Here is a 22303-nt window from a genome sequence, read left to right on the forward strand (position 1 = left end):
TTATGCTCCTGTTACCCAGTCAGAGAACTTTTGAGAAAGAATGGAGCGGTTAAACTGTTCTTTAGCCACTTGCTGGCCATTTTTACCCATCTGATTGAGCTGCTCACGTTGATCGGCAGCTTGTTCCAATGCATCAGCAAAGGCTTTTGAATTTTCAGGAGGAACAGCAAATCCGCATTGTTCCTTTGTAATTAACTCAGCTAACCAACCTGGATAGTTATTTAGAACTGGTAAACCTGCAGAAATATAGTCAAAGAATTTATTAGGAGATGTACCATAATAAAAAGCAGGGACATTCGCTAAAATTTGCAAACCAATATCTGCACTTGACATAAGACCCGCTAACTTTGCTTTGTTAACAGGATCATGAAAAACTACATTATCCAATTGAAGCTTTTCTGCTCGTTCAATTAATGCTTTTTTCTGCATGCCATCACCGACAAGAACAAGTTTAATATCTGTTCTTTGGCGGGCTTTCAACTCTACAGCTGCATCTAACACAGCATTCAAGCCATTTGCCAAGCCATGCGTCCCTGTAAAAATTGCCATCAAGTCAGTTTCTTTCACACCTGCTGGGCGCCATGGTTGGTGTTCAGAAGCAAAAATATCTAAATCACATCCATTAGGAATAGAGGCAACTTTTTCAGGTGCAATACCCCGTTTGATTATACCATCCACGATTCCAGGTGATAAGCCAACTAAACGATCAGCAGAATGATAAGAAGTCCACTCAAGTACTGACATCATCCATAACACAATAGGATTTTTTATTACACCCATAGCTTTCGGAAGCTCAGGCCATAAGTCACGCACCTCAAAAACAAAAGGTTTCCGACGTAACCATTTAGCAAAAATACCTGGGATACCTGCTGTTAAAGGGGTAGTGGTTGCAAAAACAATATCATATTGCTCAGTCAGAGCGACTTTAATTGATTTAAATGCAAAACTTAAAAAAATTAGAATTCGCTTTAAAAACGATAAACTATTTGAATAAGGCAATTCAAATTCAATAATATCTATACCATCCACTACTCCCCGACGTACCCCTTTACTAAAAGGTTGAGTTAAACCAGTCTGACCAGCACCAAAAGAACCGCAGACCATAGTGACTTGATGTCCATTACGTATCAATGATTGAGCCATGGCATAAGAACGAATCCCAGCTGACCCTTTTGGTGTAGAAAAATGTTGATGGAAATATAGAATCTTCATGTTATATCTTTAATTACGGTAAAAATCGTAGTCGGTTGTATCGCTGTAATTTCCAGAACAGGCAATTTAGTCTTTTGATAATAATATCTCGACTCTTCACCCTCTGTGAGATGAATAGAAATAGAATGCTCAGCTTCTAAAATTATCTCAACTTTTCCATTGGTTAAAATATTATTGTTTAATACCCAGTGATCTGGTTGTAAACGCCAACGTAAAATAGCTTGTTGCTGAAAACCAGAAATATTATCTACTACTTCTATTTGATTATCTGTTAATAAAACTTTACGGTGATGTTCACACTGCCAATAGTCTTGGTAGCCACAGCCAAACTCATATGGTTTATAAGTTAAATTTTTTGGAGTCAGCCAAGCACCAAACAAGAAGCGGCTTAAGCGTGGCATTTGTTGGTGTTTATCAAACTCAACTGTATTGTGGCTAGCAACGCCAGAGAAATATTCTAAGTCTTCTGGTGAGGAATTATAACTATAGGTACCACCATCTCTTAGTATATTCTGACCTTTAAACCAAACATCTAAATGCAGTCCATCACACTGACTTGGACGGAATTTAAATTTCGGCAACTTAAAAGCAATAAAGAAATTATCTTTTTCAGAGGTAATTAAACCACTTTCATTAAAAATTTGATTTCGTGAAGGTAATTTAAAGTTTTCTTTTTCCAATTTATGTATATGAAAAAAATTTAAACTTTGATCATAAGTTCCTAAATCTTGATAATAACTATGTTGATGGAATAAGGTACTTGCCAACTGAACTGTTGGTCTAAAATCACGATAATCGGTCTGACTTACTGGAAGGAGTCGCGCACCATCATTTGCACCTAAATTGGGCACATCTCCATCAGCTTGAGTTAATACATATAACCAGTCTGTCGCTTTCTGCAATTGACGATATAACTGTTCTGAAAAAGGCTTTAATACTAATTTTCGGCGAACTATTTCAGCTAAACAATAAGAATCTAACATCACTCGATGATAATTAATTGAATATTGGCTAAAGCCGCCATCTTGCATGATAAGCTTGTTTGCCCTATTAGCTAACCATTTTTCGCCTAAAGCTTGCCATTTTTTATATTGTGGCAAAGGTTTATTTGCATTTAAGAAGGCTCCACCTATATAAAGTGCAGCAGCCTCAGAGGTGCCATGATTATTATCCTGAGCAATCGCATAATCAATTGTAGGTTCAATACGCTTTAAATGTGCCTCGATAAATGCACAGACATTGTCATGCGGATGCTGCTCTTGCTCTAAACCGATGAGTGCAGTAATGATATGCATGACACGGATGGATGCTTCCTGCCCACATTTCCAATTCGGCCCAAAATAAGCAGGGTTCTTCTCACACCAATCATTCAACCATAAATCAAGCTGAAGCAATGCTTGCCCATCTCTCACTTGACGCTCGTGTAGTGCAAGGTCGATTAGCCAGTCAAAACGAGAAGCCTCCCAGATGCCTTTAATATCACCAACATTTCCATCAAAATCTGGAATTTGATACCACGCCTTTTCTGTATTTTGAAAAGTATGCTGAGTTAAAGGGCTATAGAACCAATTGGGAAGCTGTCCAGCCACTGGATACTTGAGGTATCCAAAAGCTGTTAAAGTTGGGTTTACGGGTACAGTCGTCTTTGCTTCAGTGGCAACACGCTGACTAAAGAAGCAACCCGTTGGCAATTGTGCAGACAGCTTTTGTACAGGGTTTAAACCTGTTTTTACGCCCACACGATATTTAAACACTCTGAACAAATTAAACAGCCCTAATGCAAGCGCTGTTTGACCTTTAATGACTAAACTCATGTTTGTGCTCTTAAAATTTCGGCAACCTGAATGGTCACTCTAGCAACTTCAAAAATTTCATCGGCAGGAATTGGTGCTTCTTTTCCATCTCGAATACTGTCTACAAAGACTGCAGCACAAGCATCTTGACCTTTATCTTGACGCCACAGATTCATCTTGTTAAATCCAGGCCAGCCAAATGCTTTTAGCTTTCTGAAATTATCTAGTTGTAATACTCGACCTGCTGTAAAGACTTCTACACGCTCTTTAGGGAAGCTTGAAGCGCCATTTGCCAAGTAGAAAATCGTGCCAAATGACCCATCTTCAAAACCAAGCGTAATTGAAGCCTTATCTTCTAGAACCTGTACTGCATCAGTTTCGCCCATACGTCGAGCCTGAATAGAAACAATTTTTGAACCTGCTAGGAAGCGCATCAAGTCGATAAAGTGACATGCTTCCCCAATAATTCGTCCTCCACCAACTGCATTATCTTGTGTCCAATGATCTGCTGGTATCGCACCTGCATTCATGGTCATGATAAAGCTTTTCGGCTCTTTCACTGTATCCAGCAAAGTTTTCATTTTTTGCACTTGTGGTGAGAAACGACGGTTGAAGCCCACCATGACTCGTGCATATTGATTATTCTGGATATTTTGATTGTAGACCGCTTCAATTTTTTCAATTTCTTCGACAGTCAGAGCCAATGGCTTTTCAACAAAAACATTCTTACCTGCTGATAAAACTTTTTCAACAAAGTAAGCATGGCTATTATGACGTGTCGCAATCGCGACGGTATTAATATCTTTATTATTTAATAAACCATCCAGATCTGTCGAAGCTTCGGCAAATCCTGTTTTTTCTCCATGAATAACCCCATTAATGCCACCAGAAGTTACGATGGTATGTAATTGAGAAGATGCTTTTTTGAAAGCAGGAATCAAGATACGAGAAGCATAATTACCCGCACCAATAAAACCAACAACAGCATTCTTTGGCTCAATAGAAATTGGGCGTAAAACCACTCGTTTTTCTAAACGAGTTTCAACTGGAGAGTTATATTTAAGCAACAAACCCAGACCTGATTTGTCTTCCGTCAATGCTTCATAAGCTTTGGGTGCGTCTTCAAATTCAAAACGCTGTGTAATTAAAGGCTCTACATTTAAGGTACCTGCAGCCATCATATCCAAAACGGCAACAAAGTTGCGTTGCTCAGTCCAACGCACAAAGCCGAGTGGATAGTCATTACCCTTGTCTTCATATTCAGTATCGTAACGACCTGGACCATATGAACAAGAAACTTGAAAACTAAGTTCTTTTTCATAAAAATCAGCACGGTTTAACTCTAAACCTGTTACACCAACTAGAATAATACGGCCACGCTTTCGGCTCATACGAGCTGCTTGAATAACAGGATCACTTACCTTAGTTGAAGCGGTAATAATGACCCCATCCACACCAACACCACGACTGAATGCCAAACCAACAGCAACCGGATCTTCACCTTTACCCGGATTACATACTTCTGCACCAAATTGTTTTGCTAGCTCAAGTTTACTTTGATCAAAGTCAATCGCAAGAACACGACAACCATTAGCTCTTAACATTTGAATGGTTAACAAACCAATCAAACCAGCACCAGTTACTACGAAACTCTCGCCTAAGGTAGGCTGAGCAAGACGAATACCTTGTAAACCAATGCTAGCAACTACAGCAAATGAAGCAGATTCATCGCTTACATTATCTGGAATTTTGGCACAAAGGTTTTTAGGTACTTTTACCATATCAGCATGTGGACCATTTGAAACGACACGATCACCTACTTGAAAATCATCAACTCCCGCACCTACTTCATGCACAACACCTACATTACAGTAACCAAGTGCTAAAGGTTGAGCTAATTTTGATTTAACCGCATCATAAGTAGTTAACAGTCCATCAGTTTGTACTTTTTCAAGCACCATTTTCACTTTTTCAGGTTGTTGGCGAGCTTTATCAATTAAAGAAGCTTTACCAAAGCCCACTAACATACGTTCTGTTCCAGCAGAAATAAGCGAAGTTGTTGTGGAAATAAGTAAATGACCTTTGGAACATTGGGGTACAGGAGCTTCTGTTACAGTCGTACCACCATTTGCCATATCTTGAAGAATTTGTTTCATTAGAAAATCTCAAATGCACCAATATATAAAGTTTTAAATAAAATAGGAGTTAATAAACACATTACTAATGATATAATCTTGATACTTAAATAATGTTTATTAACATATAAAACATATGGAATTAAAAAACCCATACAAAAATAATCACTAAATCTCGATAAACGCCCAGCTACATGTGGTTCGCTAATAAAGGCAATATTAACGGCTATGCCAAAAAAAACAACACCCACTAAACAAAACAAAAACTTTGTGTTAACTGGATAATTATTTAATTTAATAGTCCTTAAGAAATAAAATAAAATAGCAGGATAAATCAATACTGACAATAATCCTGTTAATCTAAAACCCCCTCCACCGCCACCATCTTCATCAGATACGTAGTGTAATTTAGCCAATGCAACTGAAGCACTAGGAAGAAAAGAAAATACTGTAGCTACAATGTTTTCAAAAAAGGAAATAAAGTGAAGAAATAAAAACAGTAATAAAGCCAATACAAAATTTATTAATACAATATTATTTATATTTAACAAATCTTTTTTAGAACTTAAAAAATATAAGACTAAAATATACAACCCAATTAAAAAATATTGTGTATGGAAAGAGAAACCAATAAATAAAAATAAGATACCTAAATTTTTCCTATCATGGCATAGTTTAAAAAAACCAATCAATATAAATGCAAATGATATAGATGAGCGAGGAGAAAAGTAAAAAAGGGTAGGTATAATAATTGGTAGAATAAAAAGGAAAAAATACTTTTTCAGATCATTTGGAAACTTTGAAAGAGCAAAAGAAAATAAAAAAGCTGAAAAAATAAAATTTAATGCTAAAAAGGCAGGAAATTCTAATTGAGAAAGTACCGATATAACAGAAGTGTACCATACATATAAAGGTTCTGCTGTTAAAGATGATATACTTTCAAAAAATGGAAACGTACTTATAAAGGTAGCATTATCATATGATTCTTTATAATAATCATAATCTAAACCTGTAGTAGGAAGAGTTAATAAAAATAGTGGTACGCCTAAAAGCAATATATAATAGCCAGCCTTCCTATTAAAAAAATATAGCCAACTAGCAACTAAAGTAAATATATAATAATAAAACATCTACTCTTTCTCCAATACATTTCTGCTTTTAAGAAAAAGAAACTCTTCAGTATTATACACTTGCACACCTGAGTACCTTTTACACACATCTGAAGCAATTACAGGAACTCCAAATTCTATAGCATCAGCACAGGCTATTCCGAAGCTGTCTTCCAAAGTAGGGCGAACATACAAATCTGCATTTGAAAGATAATAATTAAAAATATCCTCTTCCTTATCAATAAACACTTTAATTCTTGGATGATTTAAATTTAAAAGTTGATGTTTTAATTCACCTTCACCATAAAGAAAAAGAAATAAGTAAGCATTTTGATTTTTATTAATCAAATCAATTAATAGATGATGTTGATAAAGTGCTCGTGGAAAGCCTGACCCAACCACAACCTTAAGTTTAGAATCTGTTACTATATTTAAAGGTAACTTTTCAGATTCATCTATATCTACTAGACTGGCAGGCACATACGAACTTTCACTAATTAAAGAATATTGAGGATTAATACTTTTATAAAAATCTGCTTGTCGAGCACTTAAAGTATAAATAGTATCAAATTTATTCAAAATAAATTTTAATAAAAATTTGGGTAATCCACTCGTCAAATGACCATGATGTAGCATTAAAGACCATTCGTTATTTATCTTTGGTAGAAAAATAAAAAATACCAAACTATTCCCAGAGGAAAAATTAAAGAAAAAATTCTTATTTCTATATTTTAATTGAGCTAAAAAAACCAGAAAAATAGCGATAATTTTATTTTTAGCTAACTTATAATGACCAGAAAAATTCTTAGGGATTTTTTTATCTTCACTTGGATATAAGTCAAAAAGCATTACAACATATTGAGAGTAAGCCTTAATTAATCTACTCAAGAAAGTAGTTACTCCACCAATTGGATTTGGTATTCCACCGATAATGATTGTTTCTTTATTAATTTTCATTAGATGCCTCCAGTTTCTCTCCCAAACTTGAAGGAAGACTAAAAATTTTATAAAAAATCATCAGATAAACGCATAACATAATAAAAATATAGATTGTTAGAAAAATAACAAAATCGAATTTAAAAATATGAATTAATACTGGAAGTACAATTACCAATAGGATGAATCTACACCCTTCGTATAATAAAGAAATATTCACTTTATTCCATAGTGGCAAAAGTGTTGTGAAAGGTTGTAAGAGGCTGTCAAAAACAAAATAAAATACTAAAGGCAACAACAAATAAGCGTAAGGCGACCACTGGCTTCCCAGAACTAAAATTGTTAACTCATCTTTAAAGAAATAAGTTATTAATAATACGACAGATAAAATACTTAAAAAGAGTACAAAGCGGGTTAGAGAAAACACTTTATAAAAAGCGTTATAAAATTTTTCTTTGGAAGAAAATTCCCCATTGAAATATATAAGTAAATTTCGTCTTATTACATTTAAAGGAGCACTTATCATTTGAGAGAATACAAAATAAGCCCCTATTATTTTTTTATCATAGAACATACCGCCAACAAATACCGGAATAAGGGGTGTACTATACTGCATGAAACTTATTAAAGAGTTTTTTGCAGCTTCAGAAATATTTTCTTTATAAAACTTATGGAGAGATACTAAATTAATCTCAACCGATTTGTTTTTTAAGACAAAGACGAAGCCCATTAATCCTAATAAAAATTGAGACCCACCATAAGCCCATAACAATCCTTTTAATTCATATGGGGAAACGTAAGCTAAAGCAGCAATAACAAATACTGTTATTACTTGTATAAATCTCAAAGTTATAAAATAATTATATTTTTTTTGGGCCACAAAAAATTGTGTGAGATTATTAAAAAGACTAAAACCAAAACCAAATAAAAATAAAATAAATAAGTTATAATTTAATAAATGAAAGAAATATTGAATAATAAAGAAAAACAAAAAAATGATTAAATTAGAAAAAAAACTCGAAATATTAGATAAAAAATATGCTCCAACTTTATCCCATATACTTTCTTTTAATAAAATATAATCAAAACGCAATCCACCTATAATTGCCATTATTGATCCAAAGCTTGCATAAAATGCAAGCTCACCAAAATCATCCACCAAATAAATACGAGAAAAAACTAAAGTCGACAACAACATCAATGCTTGAACAAGAATGCCGCTGCTCATTAACTTTATAAAAATTCTCATCTGTTAGTCCTTTCCTTAATTTTTTTCAAAGGAAGACCAGCATATACACTGTAATTATCTGTTGTTTTGCTTTTTACTATAGAGCTAGCACCAATAACACATCCTGTATGAATGACCGTATTGAGTAAAATCATACTATTTTTACCAATCCACACATCATCCTTTATTTCTATTTCACCAACCTCTAAACCTTGCTGTGATATTAACTCTTCCGAGTTTAAGTAATTATGCTGTGAGTCTCTAATTGAAACCCCTTCAGCAATAAGTACATTATTTCCTATTCTTACTTTATTGGACACAGCAATATTTATTGTATTCGTTAGTTTAAGGTTATCTCCAATTTCTAGTACACCACCTGGCGGTACATCAAATTGTATAAAAGAACCTATGTCGCATTTTTTACCAAACTTAATTCCTTTATGTGGAGGATATTTGAAAATGACATTTTTCCCAACTTTGGGAACTCCTTTACAGATACCACCACATAAATTAATTAACAAAAATAATTTTAGGCCTCGATAGTAATCACCTAGTCTAAAAAAAAATTTGAATAGGTTATACATTTATAAAATACCTTTCGTATCTACAATGTAAGAAAAAGTGAAGTCCATATTTTTAAATTGCTTATGATCGACCAAAATTAAATGGATATCTGCTTGCTGATGCTCTTCAACAGAAATCAGTTTAATATTTGAAGGCAGCTGGCTTGGGAGTTCATTGATATTCGGTTCTACTGCAAGAATATTTAAACCTTGTTCTGCCAATTTCTTAGTGATCTCTAATGCTGGACTCTCACGAAGATCATCAATATCAGGTTTAAAAGCCAAGCCATAGCAAGCAATCGTTACATCTTGAATAGTCTTAGTTGGATTCGCTTGTAAAAATTCAGCAATTTTAATTTTAACTTGATCGATAACCCATTCAGGTTTTGCATCATTTACTTCACGTGCGGTACGAATCAACCGCGCTTGCTCTGGTGTTTTAGCAACAATAAACCATGGATCAACAGCAATACAGTGTCCGCCTACACCAGGGCCTGGTTGTAAAATATTTACCCGAGGATGACGATTTGCGAGAGAGATTAACTCCCAAACATTAATATCTAACTTATCACAAATAATAGAAAGCTCATTTGCAAAGGCAATATTAACATCTCGGAAAGAGTTTTCTGTTAATTTACACATTTCTGCAGTACGCGCATTTGTTTCTATACACTCACCTTTCACAAAGGTTTTGTATAGCTCACAAGCTGCTTTTGAACAGCGCGGCGTCATACCACCGATAATACGGTCATTGCTAATCAGTTCTTGCAAAACCTTACCTGGTAATACTCGTTCTGGGCAGTGCGCTACTAAAATATCTGCCTCTTCACCTTTTTGTTGAGGAAAACTTAAGTCGGGGCGAGCTTCGCTCAACCAAGCTGACATTTGTTCGGTTGCTTCTACAGGTGAGGTAGACTCAAGAATAACGAGATTACCTTTTTTCAAAAAAGGAGCTAAGGCTTTAGAAGCTGCTTCAATATATTTTAAATCAGGTTGATAGTCATCTTTAAAAGGAGTAGGAACTGCAACTATATATGCATCAGCTTCTAATGGAGTAGTTTGAGCAGATAACTTACCTTGTGCAACCACATCACGCACTAACGCATCTAAGTCAGGTTCAACAATGTGCACTTTTCCTTGGTTAATCATATCTACGGCATGTTGATTAACATCCACACCAGTAACTTTTATTCCATGTGCTGCAAAAGTTGCTGCTGTTGGTAAACCAATATAACCTAAACCTATAACACAGATATGTTTAAATGACTTATTCATATTCAATACTTTAAATTAAAATAAAATAATAAAAAAATTAACTTCTTCTTAAGAAATCAATAATTTGCTGACAAGAAGTGCCATCGCCGTAAGGATTATGTGCAGCAGCCATAGCATTATATACTGAGGTATTTTCTAATAACTCCGATACTGATTTTTCAATTGTACTCACATCAGTACCAACTAAACGCACAGTCCCTGCATCAACAGCTTCTGGTCGTTCAGTAGTATCACGCATAACCAAGACAGGTTTTCCAAGAGAAGGAGCCTCTTCTTGAATCCCCCCTGAGTCAGTTAAGATGAGATAACTACGGTTCATTAAATACACAAATGGCAAATAATCTTGGGGTTGAATTAAAAAGATATTATCTATACCTGATAGCAACTCATTTACAGGTTTTTGTACATTAGGGTTCAAATGAACTGGATATACAATTTGGATATCACTATATTTTTTTGCAAGATTAGCTAATGCAGTGCAAATATTTAAAAAACCTTGACCAAAATTTTCACGTCTATGACCTGTAACTAAAACTAGCTTTTTACTTTTATCAAGAAATTTAAATTCTTGCTCAAACTTTTGAACTAACTCTTGATCTTGTTCAACTTTATTTTTCACTTGCAAAAGCGCATCAATAACTGTGTTCCCAGTCACAATAATAGTTTCAGGATTCACATTCTCTTTTATTAAATTATCATAAGAAGATATTGTAGGTGCAAAATGATAGTTTGCTAAAACCCCTGTAAGCTGACGATTTGCTTCTTCAGGCCACGGCGAATAAAGATCACCTGTTCGCAGACCAGCTTCAACGTGACCAATCTTAATTTTATGGTAATAGCCTGCTAATGAAGCAGCAAAAGTCGTTGCTGTATCTCCATGAACAAGAATTACGTCTGGTAACCATTGCTCAAAAACTTGTTCTAAACCTTTTAAAACGCCAGAAGTTACATCAGATAATGTTTGTCCAGGTTTCATTAAGTTTAAATCAAAATCTGGTTCTAAATTAAAGAGCTCTAAAACTTGATCTAGCATTTGGCGATGTTGACCAGTTACACAAACTTTAGTTTCGAAGTCTTCAATATTTTGCTGTAATTTTAAGGCTAATGGCGCCATTTTTATTGCTTCTGGTCTTGTTCCAAATACCAATAAAACTCTTTTCACCTGAACTAATTCCTTATAACCGTATAGATGATTCTTGTTGATCTAATACATATTTCAAATCATAAAGTACATGATTGGCTTTACCTAATGCGTGAAACTCTTGCGCAGTCATTGCTTTAAACTGATCATGAGCGACTGCAATAACGACCGCATCATACACACCTTGCTTCAATTCTTTAACTGGTGCTAAACCATATTCGTGTTGGACTTCTGTATCATCTACCCAAGGATCACAAATATCTAAATCTAAGTCGTATTCTTTAAGGGCTTTAATAAAGTCAATAATTTTTGTATTACGAATATCTGGACAGTTTTCTTTAAAGCTGAGCCCCATTACTAAAATGCGGGCACCAACTACTTGAATTCGACGCTTTACCATTTCTTTAATGAGTTGCGTCGCCACATATTCTCCCATACGATCATTTAAGCGACGAGCTGCTAAAATAATTTCCGGATGCAATCCAATAGATTGAGCCTTATGGGTTAAATAATAAGGATCAACGCCAATACAGTGTCCGCCTACCAACCCTGGTCGAAATGGCAAAAAATTCCATTTCGTCCCTGCAGCTTTCAATACATCTTCCGTATCTATACCTAACTTATTAAAAATAAGTGCTAATTCGTTAATAAGAGCAATATTGACATCACGCTGGGTATTTTCAATCACTTTAGCAGCTTCTGCTACTTTTATATTTGGTGCCTTGTGAGTTCCTGCTTCAATAATCAGGTTATAGACCTCATCAACATAATCAGCCACCTCAGGAGTCGACCCGGAAGTAATTTTTAGAATATTAGTTACACGGTGCAACTTATCACCAGGATTAATTCGTTCTGGACTATAACCTGCAAAAAAGTCCTGATTAAATTTTAAACCTGAAACTTTTTCCAAAACCGGAATACATACTTCTTCGGTTGCGCCTGGATATACAGTGGATTCATATACTACTACATCCCCCTTTTTAAGCACTTGGCCAATACTGGTCGATGCTTTGATTAAAGGTGTGAGATCTGGTTGTTTAAAATCATCAATTGGTGTTGGAACGGTAACAATAAAAAAATTACTGTCTTTTAGATCACCCAAATCAGCAGAATAACTTAATTGCAACGCCTGTTGTAATTCTTGTGTTGATACTTCTAAAGTATGATCTTTACCGTTTTTGAGCTCATCAATACGTTTTTGATAAATATCAAAACCAACTACAGGTACTTTTTTGCCAAACTCAACTGCCAATGGCAAGCCTACATAGCCCAACCCAATAATTGCTATTTTTAAATTGGCAATTTGCATATAAACGAGCCTTTTTCCTTAGAGTTTATATCTAATAAATCATGCTTTTGGCACTTACATTGCAGCGTACTATATCAGATTTTAAGTTAGCGCCGAACACCAATTGTATAAATGTGTTTACAGTACTTATAAGTACAATTTATTAGTTTAGCTAAAAGAGTACATTTTTAATATTTCTGATCAATGACCATAGTCTAAATAAGCCATTCAGATAAACTAAACATACAAAGCTATACGATTTTTCGATGTTTTTTCATTTCTTTTCAGCTAGAATCTGTTCAGCCTGCGTTTAATAGACACTTGTTACTATGCAGTGGACAATATCAATTAAAGATAAATACACAAAGGGTCGCGTGTGAAGTATTGCCAGTTTTTTTCTGTTCTTGCCTTAAGTTTAAGTGCTGCTAGTTGTGCAGTTACTTCTGGTTTACAAACTTATGATGTTCCAAGTGAAGGCGTTTATAAAACCGACCTTGGAACTACGGTTAATGTGGTTAAAATTTCACAAGAAACTCTGCCCGCAATACAGCCCGCACAGGTTGACTATCAACGTGACTATGCAACTCTTTTTAAGAGCCAACAACCCATATATCGTTTAAGCCCTGGAGACGTTCTTTCTATTCAACTTTGGGCATATCCTGAAATTACTCCACCTGTAAACAACGTTAATAATGAACAATCTGTACAAGCAAGTGGTTATCCAATCGACCAAACTGGTTACATCCAGTTTCCTCTAGTTGGGCGTTATAAAGCAGCTGGCAAAACTCTTTCTCAAGTGAACCGTGAACTTCACAGCCAACTGGCCCGTTTTTTAAAAAATCCTGATGTGATAGTACGCGTACTATCTTATGAGGGACAACGCTTTTCTGTTCAAGGCAGCGTACTTAAAGGTGGTCAGTTCTACTTAAGCGATCAACCAGTAAGTGTATACACAGCTTTAGGTCTTGCTGGAGGAGTAACCGATAAAGGTGACAATACCTACGTTCAACTCATTCGTAATGGCATTACATATAACTTAAATACGATTGAGTTAGAAAAAGCGGGTTATTCGTTACATAAACTTTTAGTACAACCAAATGACACAATCTATGTCAGTACCCGAGAAAACCAGAAAATTTATGTCATGGGTGAATCTGGCAAGAATCAAGCTTTACCAATGCGTGATCAGGGTATGACGCTAAGTGATGCTCTAGGTGAAAGCTTGGGTCTAAATCCTTTATCTGCTAGTGCTAGTCGTATTTATGTTTTACGTACCAATCCAAATGACCATACAACTGAGCTTTATCATTTAAATTTAATGAGTATTGGTGATTTCGGATTAGCCAATCAGTTTAAATTACGTAGTAATGATATTGTATATGTTGATGCGACTGGCTTGACTCGTTGGCAACGTGTTGTTAATCAAATTATTCCATTCTCAAGCGCTTTATATAATATAGATCGATTGGGACAATAATATTATGCAATTTAAGAATATTTTGGTGGTCTGCATTGGAAATATCTGCCGAAGCCCAATGGCTGAGTATTTCCTTAAACAGCAATATCCCCAATTAAATATTGAGTCAGCAGGTATTTCAGGGCTTATTGGTCATCAAGCTGATGAAAAAGCTCGACTTTGTATGCAACGATTAGGCATTGATATGGAGCCTCATGTTGCACGTAAACTTAGTGCAGAACATATCAAAAGAGCTGACCTGATTTTAGTCATGAGTCACAACCAGCAAAAACATATTGAGCAAACTTGGCCCTTTGCAAAAGGTAAAACCTATCGCTTAGGACATTGGCAAAACAAAAATGTGCCAGATCCATATCAACATGATCAAACTATTTTTGATGAAACTTGCCAACTCATACAGCAATGTGTTGATGACTGGAAACCTTATATTTAACATTCAGATTTTAAGCTTATGAACCAAAATACTAATACCGAAGATACAATTGATCTAAAGGAATTATTTTTTTCCCTGATAGCTCAGTGGAAACTTATTGCCCTCTGCATTATTTTAAGCCTTGTATGTGCACTACTCTATTTACGTGTAACGCCTGATACTTATTCGGTTGATGCTTTGGTTCAAGTTGAAGACAGCAAAGGGGCTTCTGCTGCTCTTTTAGGCGATTTATCACAAATGATTGAGCAAAAATCACCAGCTCAAGCAGAAATTGAGATTTTAAAGTCACGTTTAGTTTTAGGATCGGTCATTAAAGACTTACATCTCAATATACAAGTTTCAAGTACAGAAAATACGCTTATCCATCGTTTATTAAGTGATACTGAATATAAAAGTGAATATAATAAAAAATCTATCCTTTTTAAGGATGGACTTAAAAGCTTTGAGATCCGCCAATTTGAAATTCCAACTTATTATCTAGATAGAACTTTACACCTTAATTTCGACAAACAGTCTTTACATTTAACTGACCCTAGTACTGATGAGACTATATTAACTATACCAATTAATCAGGCGAATCAATTTGTGGGTCCCCATGGTACTTGGAAAGTTGCTATCTTCACCAAAGATCAATTTGATGCCACTTATAATATTACCAATCTATCTGTACCTGCTGCTGTAAATGCAATTAGCTCAAACTATTCAGTGGCAGAACGTGGTAAACTTACTGGTGTTTTAGGTTTAAACTATCAAGGTCAAGACAAAGAGCATATTACTAAAGTTTTAAATGCAATTTTGGCAACCTATAGTGCACAAAATATTGAACGTCGTTCAGCCGAGTCTGCTCAGACTTTAAAGTTTTTGGATGAACAGCTTCCAGATTTGAAAAAGCAACTGGACGATGCAGAACGTCAATTTAACAAGTTCCGTCAACAATATAACACTGTTGATGTTACCAAAGAATCTGAGCTGTATTTAACTCAAAGTATCACTTTAGAAACTAAAAAAGCTGAACTTGAACAAAAACAAGCTGAAATGGCTGCAAAATATACTGCTGAGCACCCAGCAATGCGCGAAATTAATGGCCAATTGAGTGCGATTAATAAGCAAATTGGTGAGTTAAACAGTACATTAAAACAACTGCCAGATGTACAACGCCAATACTTACAGCTTTATCGTGAGGTTGAGGTTAAAACACAACTCTACACTGCATTATTGAATTCTTACCAACAACTGCGTATTGCGAAAGCGGGTGAAATTGGTAACGTTCGTATTGTAGACACTGCAGTTGAACCAATTGAACCGATTAAACCTAAAAAGTTACAAATCCTTATTTTATCTTTATTCTTAGGCGGTTTTATAGGAACATTAATTGCCTTATTACGTAATATGTTACGTACAGGAATTAAAGATTCTGGCCAAATTGAAAATGAACTGGATTTACCAGTTTATGCAACGGTTCCACGTTCTCCAATTCAAGAAAGTCGCATTAAGATTTTAAAGAAAAAGAAGAGTATTCCTATTCTTGCAGTTAAAAATAGTGATGATATTGCAATTGAAAGCTTACGTAGTATCCGTACCGCGATTCACTTTGCTTTAGCAAATGCAAAAAATAATATCATTATGATTGCTGGCCCTTCTCCAGAAGTGGGTAAATCGTTTATTTCGACCAATCTTGCAACTATTTTCGCTCAAGGTGATAAACGCGTACTACTCATTGATGCCGATATGCGCCGTGGTTATATGCATAAATACTTCGACGTTGATGTGAAACCGGGTCTTTCTGAATTGTTAAGTGGACAAGCTGATCTACAAAAAGTATTACACAAAACTCAAGTTGCTAACCTTGATGTGATTACTCGTGGTAAAAGCCCAACAAATCCTTCTGAGATCTTAAGTTCTAATCAATTTAAAGAACTACTTGAACAGCTCCAAGGTCAATATGACCACATCATTATCGATACTCCACCAGTACTTGCAGTAACCGATGGTATTATTATTTCACAATATACTGGTGTGAACTTAATTGTTGCACGTTATGCTAAGTCGCAAATGAAAGAGCTTGAATTAACGCTTAATCGCTTTGAACAAGCAGGTGTTAAAGTCAACGGCTTTATCCTTAACGATATTCAACGTGCGAGCGCGGGCTATGGTTATGGCTATAACTATGCCTATGCTTATAAAGCACAAAAAGAAGATTAACCGAAAAGTGATAAGAGAACCGGATCAAATGATCCGGTTTTTTATTTAAGATTTTTTAAGTTTATTCCAACTAAAACTAACTAAAATATATAAAAAACCACTCGTTTTTTTTCTTAAACATTCTATGCTTAAGCATGCTAAGATCAAAAGCAGCCTTTTTAGACTCAAATGATTATTTTTGGAACCTTTTATGAGTAAAGCCTTACCCATTGCTGTCGCTGTAGTTTTAGGCGGTGCTGCACTTGTACCAGTTTATTATGCAAGCCAACATCCGACCACAGAAGTCGGAAGCAAAGCAAATAAAAATGCCTCTCCAATTGAAAAAATCAGTTATGTTCTTGGGTACGAAGTTGCTCAGCAAACTCCACCTGAACTAGACACAAAATCATTTGTGAAAGGGATTCATGATGCTCGTAATAAGCAACCAAGTGCTTATACTCAAGAAGAGTTAAAAGCTGCTGTTGCTGCTTATGAAAAAGAATTGCAGCAAAAAATGCAACAACAAAATAAACCACAGCAAGCCGCTGGAGCAGCGTCTGAATCTGCAGATGTTCAATTCCTTGCAGAAAATAAAACAAAAGCTGGTGTAAAAACTACAGCATCTGGCTTGCAGTATATCATCACTAAAGAAGGCACAGGTAAACAACCAACTGCGCAGTCTATGGTTAAAGTACATTACGAAGGCCGTTTAATTAATGGACAGGTTTTCGATAGTTCTTATAAGCGCGGTGAACCAGTTGAGTTCCCACTCAATCAAGTGATTCCCGGCTGGACTGAAGGACTTCAACTGATGAAAGAAGGTGGTAAAGCAACGTTCTTTATCCCATCTAATCTTGCTTATGGCCCTCAGGAACTTCCTGGTATTCCAGCAAACAGTACACTGATTTTTGATGTAGAACTCATTTCAGTGAAATAAAAACATTCAGGAGAGTAAAACAGTACTCTCCTTTTTTTTGGAAAACGGCATGAAAAAAATCGGTTTAATTATTGCAACATCAACGATGAGTTTATCTGTTTTTGCTGCTGCACCTATTACAAATAAAAGCCCGGCGAAAGAACAATTTAGCTATAGCTATGGCTATTTAATGGGCCGTAATAATACTGAAGCATTAACAGATTTAAATCTTGATATTTTTTACCAAGGCTTACAAGAAGGTGCTCAGAACAAAACCGCACGCTTAACTGACGAAGAAATGGCGAAAGCGATTAATGATTATAAAAAAACTTTAGAAGCTAAGCAGCTTGTTGAATTTCAAAAAGTAGGTCAACAAAATGCTCAAGCAGGTGCTGCATTTCTTGCTGATAATGCAAAAAAATCGGGTGTAATCACGACTAAATCAGGTCTCCAATACCAAGTATTAAAAGAAGGTACAGGTAAAAAACCGAAAGCTGTATCACGTGTTAAAGTAAATTATGAAGGTCGTTTACTCGACGGAACTGTGTTTGACAGCTCAATCGCACGTAATCATCCAGTTGAGTTTCAGCTCAGCCAAGTGATTGCAGGCTGGACTGAAGGTCTGCAAACCATGAAAGAAGGTGGTAAAACTCGTTTCTTTATCCCCGCAAATCTCGCTTACGGTGAAGTTGGTGCAGGTGACACGATTGGTCCGAATAGCACTTTAATTTTCGATATTGAACTGCTGCAAGTTTTGCCAAAATAAATGTATTAGTATAAAAAAAGCGATCATTTTAAGATCGCTTTTTTATTTTTAGTGTTTTAAATCTCTAGGTCGAAAACCCGTAAGGATTAAACCGATCAGGTAAGCAATTATCCCAACTAAACACAGCCCTACGACTTCGGCAACACGTAACCACTGTGAAAGCTCTCCGTTATACCAATTGAGCCCAAACCAAAGCGCTACAATCATAGCAAGGTTCGCTAAACCATATTGAAGTCCTAATTTCTTCCAATGCGGACCAAATCGGAAAATATTACGCTTATGCAAATAGAAGTAGAGTAAACCGGCATTTACTAACGCTGAACCTGAAGATGCTAGTGCAAGTGCCATATGTTCTGCATGCCAATCAATAAGCTTAAAGAAGCCGATAAATACAACGTTTAAAATCGCATTAGCTGCAACTGACATTAAACCTACACGCACTGGTGTTTTTGTGTCTTGTTGTGCATAGAAACCGGGTGCAAATACTTTAATAAGCATGAAAGAAATTACACCAGCACTCATACATTGCAATGCTAGAGCTGTCATTTGTGTATCACGTAGATCAAACTCACCACGCTGGAATAATGCTTGAATAATCGGTGTTGAAAGCATAAATAAAGCAATACTTGCCGGCACCCCTACCAATACAATGACTTTTGCAGCCCAGTCGATCATGCCGCGGAACTTTGCTTGATCCTGCTCTGCATGACGGGCAGAAAGTGAAGGCAAAATTACTGTACCAATCGCAACACCAATTAAACCTAAAGGTAACTCAGTCATACGCTCAGCACTGTAGAGCCAAGACACTGAACCATCTTGCATGAAAGATGCCCAAATCGTATTTAGCAATAGGTTAATCTGAGTCACAGATACACCAAATAATGCTGGAAGCATTAATTTTAAAATACGCTCTACACCCTCATGTTTAAAATCAACTTTAGGTGGAATCAGTAGGTTTTTACGCCACAATTCAGGAATTTGTATCGCTAACTGTAATACCCCAGCCGCAACAACTGACCAGCCTAGTGCTTTGATTGGCTCAGCCATATACGGCGTAAGCCACCACGCTCCTGCGATCATCGCTACATTTAACAAAACTGGTGAAAAAGCTGGTGAGGCAAACGAACCATAACTATTTAAGATGCTGCTAGCAAAAGCCGTGAGCGACATAAACATTAGATATGGAATAGTCAAACGGAACATGCTGACGGCTAAATCAAACTTTTCTGGATCACTGTGGAAGCCCGGTGCGTACATATAGATGATTGCAGGTGCTAAAACCATAGCCACAAAAGTGAGTAAGGTCATAACTGTTAGCAAACAGCCAAATACCCGACTAATTAAGATCTGTACTTCAGCGTGTGCTCGACCCGTTTTATATTCAGTTAAGACTGGGATAAAGGCCTGAGAAAAGGCGCCTTCGGCAAATAGTCGTCGAAAGAAGTTGGGAATACGAAAAGCGACGACGAAGGTATCAAAATCTTTACCTGCACCAAACACGTTGAGCAATACGACGTCACGCACGAGCCCTAACACTCGTGACAACATCGTCATTGCACTGACAATAAAAGTCGATCGCCACAATGCCATCGCACTCACCTACAGCTATATTCGAAAGACGCTATTGTAATGAAACTAGAAAATCTTTTCGTTGTGAAATGATGAACAAACTCAAGTTTTTTTCTGAGCTAACAATTGTCTAAAGTGCTGCCATTTAAAATAAGGGCCTGGATCAGTTTTTCGGCCAGGAGCAACATCTGAATGCCCTGCAATATGGTTTTTAATTTCTGGATAAGCTTGGCGAATTGCAGTAACAACGTCAGTTAGCACTTCATATTGTATGTCTTCAAAAGGTAAATCATCACTTCCTTCAAGTTCTATACCAATTGAATAATCATTGCATTCAACTTTAGCTAAATAACTTGAACGCCCTGCATGCCATGCTCTCTCGTTAAAGTTAACAAACTGCAGAACTTCACCTGTTCGTAAAATTAACAGATGTGTAGAAACTTGCATGCCTTCAATAGTCTGAAAATAAGGATGAACTGACCAATCTAACTTGTTTTGAAAAAACTGCTCAATATAGCCACCTCCAAACTGAGACGGTGGCAAACTAATATTATGAACCACAATCATTTGAATTTCGGTGCCAGTCGGACGCTGGTTAAAATTTGGAGAAGGGATTTGTCTCGCCCCTTTTAATTGTCCATCTATAACTTCATACGCTGTGATTTGCTTCATTGAGACGCCAATAAATTGCTTGCCAATTGTTTTAGTTTAAAACAGTTATGTGCTTTTCAAAGTAGTAAATGCGATTGTTTATCGCGATTAATCTCATAAAACAGCTTATTTTTCAGGTCGACGGTGCTAATATATCGCAAGTTTTAGGGTCATCGACAAAATGGAAACCGTATGAGCATACCTCAGTCTTTGCTTGAACAATCAATTCAAATCAATATTCAACAAGCATTACAAGAAGATATTGGGGACGGTGACATTACCGCTATGCTCACACCTGAAGATGAGCAAGCCACGGCAACCATTATTAGCCGCGAAGATATGGTCTTAGCTGGACAACCGTGGGTTAATGCACTCATCTCAGCTTATGACAATACTGTTCAAGTGACTTGGCTAAAACAAGAAGGTGAACGTGTTGCTGCAAACGAAGCCTTTTTAAAGCTTGCTGGTTCTGCACGTAGCTTACTAACAGTAGAGCGCCCTGCTTTAAACTTTATTCAAACTTTATCTGCTGTTGCAACAAAAACTGCTGAATATGTTCAGCATCTTGAAGGTTTAAATACAAAACTTCTCGATACACGTAAAACCCTACCGGGCTTACGTATTGCACAAAAATATGCTGTGGCTATTGGCGGTGGACAAAACCATCGTCTTGGTTTATTTGATGCGTTCTTAATTAAAGAAAACCATATTATGGCAGCGGGCGGTATTGCTCAAGCAATTGCCAAAGCACACCAAATTGCGCCCGGCAAACCGGTTGAAGTCGAAGTTGAAACTTGGGATGAATTAAACCAAGCACTTGAAGCTGGTGCAGATATTGTTATGCTCGATAACTTCAGTCAACAGCAAATGATTGATGCTGTAAAACATGTGGCGGGCCGCTGTAAACTCGAAGCCTCTGGCAATATCACCATTGAAAACTTGCGTGAAGTTGCCACTACTGGCGTTGACTATATTTCTATGGGCGTTCTGACTAAAGATGTTAGAGCAGTTGATTTATCTATGCGTTTTAATGCTTAGATAAAATCTGCGTCATTATTGGTATTTTTTTGCGACTTGGTCATGTCTGCCGCTTGTGTTTTTTGCCACGCTGACTGAGTCGCTTGTGCCCCACCATCACGTGGATCGGCAGCCATTAAAACAAATGTCACTACTGCTAATAATACAATAAAACCTTGTAGCATAAATTTTCCCCATTACTTTAAAAATTTAGGGTTTCAATGTAAAAGATAAATATGACCAGGCTTAGGAGATTCTGTTACAAAAGGTAAGCCTTTATTTTTATTATTCATCTATACGACAGCATCTTCCCACATAGTATTTTATATCAACAGCATAACTCCCTTTATTTACTATCGTGACATGGATATCTCTTTTCCTACGCGACAGAGTCTTATCGCTTAGAATTTTTTGCCAACAGCCCATTCTGTTACTTTGGTTTTGCCCAAAGTAACCAAAGGCATTGTCATCTGCAAAACCTGCCCACTTTCATCCTCTATCCTATTTTGTTGCAAAAATAAGATCCTTATAGATTATAGACAGGTTGCAGATGACTTTTAGCACCAGTTAATGAGGAATAAATTTCAATACCTACATTAAGGGAAATAACTTA

19 protein-coding genes are annotated in these 22303 nt (G+C 36.2%); 6 read left to right on the forward strand and 13 right to left on the reverse strand.

Annotation, left to right across the window (positions count from 1 at the left end):
- From HLV59_RS18150 to tviB, 10 genes are read right to left on the reverse strand one after another with little or no spacing between them, the layout of a single operon-like run.
- Positions 1-1212 carry a glycosyltransferase family 4 protein gene (locus HLV59_RS18150; RefSeq protein ID WP_171430522.1) on the reverse strand — a complete coding sequence of 404 codons (1212 nt, stop codon included), beginning with the start codon at positions 1210-1212 and terminating at the stop codon, positions 1-3.
- Positions 1209-3026 (reverse strand): heparinase II/III domain-containing protein, encoded by a 1818-nt coding sequence (locus tag HLV59_RS18155; RefSeq protein ID WP_171430523.1) that lies wholly within the window; start codon positions 3024-3026, stop codon positions 1209-1211. The genes HLV59_RS18150 and HLV59_RS18155 overlap by 4 nt, the downstream gene beginning before the upstream one ends.
- Positions 3023-5161: a bi-domain-containing oxidoreductase gene (locus tag HLV59_RS18160; protein ID WP_171430524.1), complete on the reverse strand. Its 2139-nt coding sequence runs from the start codon at positions 5159-5161 to the stop codon at positions 3023-3025. The genes HLV59_RS18155 and HLV59_RS18160 overlap by 4 nt, the downstream gene beginning before the upstream one ends.
- Positions 5161-6270 carry an EpsG family protein gene (locus tag HLV59_RS18165; RefSeq protein ID WP_171430525.1) on the reverse strand — a complete coding sequence of 370 codons (1110 nt, stop codon included), beginning with the start codon at positions 6268-6270 and terminating at the stop codon, positions 5161-5163. Before HLV59_RS18165 ends, HLV59_RS18160 begins: the two co-directional genes overlap by 1 nt.
- Positions 6271-7206: a glycosyltransferase gene (locus HLV59_RS18170; RefSeq protein ID WP_171430526.1), complete on the reverse strand. Its 936-nt coding sequence runs from the start codon at positions 7204-7206 to the stop codon at positions 6271-6273.
- The gene (locus HLV59_RS18175) at positions 7196-8434 is read right to left on the reverse strand and encodes a lipopolysaccharide biosynthesis protein (RefSeq protein ID WP_171430527.1); all 1239 of its coding nucleotides are present in this window, start codon (positions 8432-8434) and stop codon (positions 7196-7198) included. Before HLV59_RS18175 ends, HLV59_RS18170 begins: the two co-directional genes overlap by 11 nt.
- Entirely contained in the window at positions 8431-8997 is a 567-nt protein-coding gene (locus HLV59_RS18180) for an acyltransferase (RefSeq protein ID WP_171430528.1), read from the reverse strand. The genes HLV59_RS18175 and HLV59_RS18180 overlap by 4 nt, the downstream gene beginning before the upstream one ends.
- Positions 8998-10251, reverse strand: coding sequence for a UDP-N-acetyl-D-mannosamine dehydrogenase (gene wecC / locus HLV59_RS18185; protein ID WP_171430529.1), 1254 nt, complete (start codon positions 10249-10251; stop codon positions 8998-9000).
- Between the two features lie 37 nt (positions 10252-10288).
- The gene (gene wecB, locus HLV59_RS18190) at positions 10289-11413 is read right to left on the reverse strand and encodes a non-hydrolyzing UDP-N-acetylglucosamine 2-epimerase (protein ID WP_171430530.1); all 1125 of its coding nucleotides are present in this window, start codon (positions 11411-11413) and stop codon (positions 10289-10291) included.
- Between the two features lie 13 nt (positions 11414-11426).
- Entirely contained in the window at positions 11427-12701 is a 1275-nt protein-coding gene (gene tviB, locus HLV59_RS18195) for a Vi polysaccharide biosynthesis UDP-N-acetylglucosamine C-6 dehydrogenase TviB (protein WP_068530681.1), read from the reverse strand.
- Positions 12702-13056: 355 nt separating this feature from the next.
- Here tviB and HLV59_RS18200 point away from each other — a divergent pair, with 355 nt between their 5' ends.
- From HLV59_RS18200 to HLV59_RS18220, 5 genes are all read left to right on the forward strand, one after another.
- Positions 13057-14157 carry a polysaccharide biosynthesis/export family protein gene (locus tag HLV59_RS18200; protein WP_171430531.1) on the forward strand — a complete coding sequence of 367 codons (1101 nt, stop codon included), beginning with the start codon at positions 13057-13059 and terminating at the stop codon, positions 14155-14157.
- A gap of 4 nt (positions 14158-14161) precedes the next feature.
- Positions 14162-14590 (forward strand): low molecular weight protein-tyrosine-phosphatase, encoded by a 429-nt coding sequence (locus HLV59_RS18205; protein ID WP_171430532.1) that lies wholly within the window; start codon positions 14162-14164, stop codon positions 14588-14590.
- An 18-nt stretch (positions 14591-14608) separates the two neighbouring features.
- The gene (locus HLV59_RS18210) at positions 14609-16792 is read left to right on the forward strand and encodes a polysaccharide biosynthesis tyrosine autokinase (RefSeq protein WP_171430533.1); all 2184 of its coding nucleotides are present in this window, start codon (positions 14609-14611) and stop codon (positions 16790-16792) included.
- 190 nt (positions 16793-16982) lie between these two features.
- Positions 16983-17708 carry an FKBP-type peptidyl-prolyl cis-trans isomerase gene (locus tag HLV59_RS18215; protein ID WP_171430534.1) on the forward strand — a complete coding sequence of 242 codons (726 nt, stop codon included), beginning with the start codon at positions 16983-16985 and terminating at the stop codon, positions 17706-17708.
- Positions 17709-17757: 49 nt separating this feature from the next.
- Positions 17758-18453 carry an FKBP-type peptidyl-prolyl cis-trans isomerase gene (locus tag HLV59_RS18220; RefSeq protein ID WP_216606744.1) on the forward strand — a complete coding sequence of 232 codons (696 nt, stop codon included), beginning with the start codon at positions 17758-17760 and terminating at the stop codon, positions 18451-18453.
- Positions 18454-18501: 48 nt separating this feature from the next.
- Here HLV59_RS18220 and murJ read toward each other — a convergent pair whose 3' ends face one another.
- Positions 18502-20052, reverse strand: a complete 1551-nt coding sequence (murJ, locus tag HLV59_RS18225; protein WP_171430536.1) for a murein biosynthesis integral membrane protein MurJ — start codon at positions 20050-20052, stop codon at positions 18502-18504.
- 72 nt (positions 20053-20124) lie between these two features.
- Positions 20125-20694, reverse strand: coding sequence for a 1,6-anhydro-N-acetylmuramyl-L-alanine amidase AmpD (ampD, locus tag HLV59_RS18230; RefSeq protein WP_039765932.1), 570 nt, complete (start codon positions 20692-20694; stop codon positions 20125-20127).
- 171 nt (positions 20695-20865) lie between these two features.
- Here ampD and nadC point away from each other — a divergent pair, with 171 nt between their 5' ends.
- The gene (gene nadC, locus HLV59_RS18235; protein WP_005804819.1) at positions 20866-21711 is read left to right on the forward strand and encodes a carboxylating nicotinate-nucleotide diphosphorylase; all 846 of its coding nucleotides are present in this window, start codon (positions 20866-20868) and stop codon (positions 21709-21711) included.
- On the opposite strand, the gene HLV59_RS18240 is transcribed toward nadC, so the two are convergent.
- Positions 21708-21875: an ABZJ_00068 family colistin stress protein gene (locus tag HLV59_RS18240; protein ID WP_000938938.1), complete on the reverse strand. Its 168-nt coding sequence runs from the start codon at positions 21873-21875 to the stop codon at positions 21708-21710. The genes nadC and HLV59_RS18240 overlap by 4 nt on opposite strands.
- Positions 21876-22303: the final 428 nt, after the last annotated feature.

The organism is Acinetobacter lactucae (genome assembly GCF_013122135.1).
Taxonomy (GTDB): Bacteria; Pseudomonadota; Gammaproteobacteria; order Pseudomonadales; family Moraxellaceae; genus Acinetobacter; species Acinetobacter lactucae.

Coding starts and splice junctions, on each gene's coding strand:
- HLV59_RS18175 (WP_171430527.1), bottom strand. CDS start 8,434: ATGAGAATTTTTATAAAGTTAATGAGCAGCGGCATTCTTGTTCAAGCA.
- HLV59_RS18165 (WP_171430525.1), bottom strand. CDS start 6,270: ATGTTTTATTATTATATATTTACTTTAGTTGCTAGTTGGCTATATTTT.
- wecC (WP_171430529.1), bottom strand. CDS start 10,251: ATGAATAAGTCATTTAAACATATCTGTGTTATAGGTTTAGGTTATATT.
- HLV59_RS18220 (WP_216606744.1), top strand. CDS start 17,758: ATGAAAAAAATCGGTTTAATTATTGCAACATCAACGATGAGTTTATCT.
- HLV59_RS18215 (WP_171430534.1), top strand. CDS start 16,983: ATGAGTAAAGCCTTACCCATTGCTGTCGCTGTAGTTTTAGGCGGTGCT.
- HLV59_RS18170 (WP_171430526.1), bottom strand. CDS start 7,206: ATGAAAATTAATAAAGAAACAATCATTATCGGTGGAATACCAAATCCA.
- HLV59_RS18240 (WP_000938938.1), bottom strand. CDS start 21,875: ATGCTACAAGGTTTTATTGTATTATTAGCAGTAGTGACATTTGTTTTA.
- HLV59_RS18180 (WP_171430528.1), bottom strand. CDS start 8,997: ATGTATAACCTATTCAAATTTTTTTTTAGACTAGGTGATTACTATCGA.
- nadC (WP_005804819.1), top strand. CDS start 20,866: ATGAGCATACCTCAGTCTTTGCTTGAACAATCAATTCAAATCAATATT.
- tviB (WP_068530681.1), bottom strand. CDS start 12,701: ATGCAAATTGCCAATTTAAAAATAGCAATTATTGGGTTGGGCTATGTA.
- HLV59_RS18150 (WP_171430522.1), bottom strand. CDS start 1,212: ATGAAGATTCTATATTTCCATCAACATTTTTCTACACCAAAAGGGTCA.
- ampD (WP_039765932.1), bottom strand. CDS start 20,694: ATGAAGCAAATCACAGCGTATGAAGTTATAGATGGACAATTAAAAGGG.
- HLV59_RS18205 (WP_171430532.1), top strand. CDS start 14,162: ATGCAATTTAAGAATATTTTGGTGGTCTGCATTGGAAATATCTGCCGA.
- HLV59_RS18160 (WP_171430524.1), bottom strand. CDS start 5,161: ATGAAACAAATTCTTCAAGATATGGCAAATGGTGGTACGACTGTAACA.
- HLV59_RS18210 (WP_171430533.1), top strand. CDS start 14,609: ATGAACCAAAATACTAATACCGAAGATACAATTGATCTAAAGGAATTA.
- HLV59_RS18155 (WP_171430523.1), bottom strand. CDS start 3,026: ATGAGTTTAGTCATTAAAGGTCAAACAGCGCTTGCATTAGGGCTGTTT.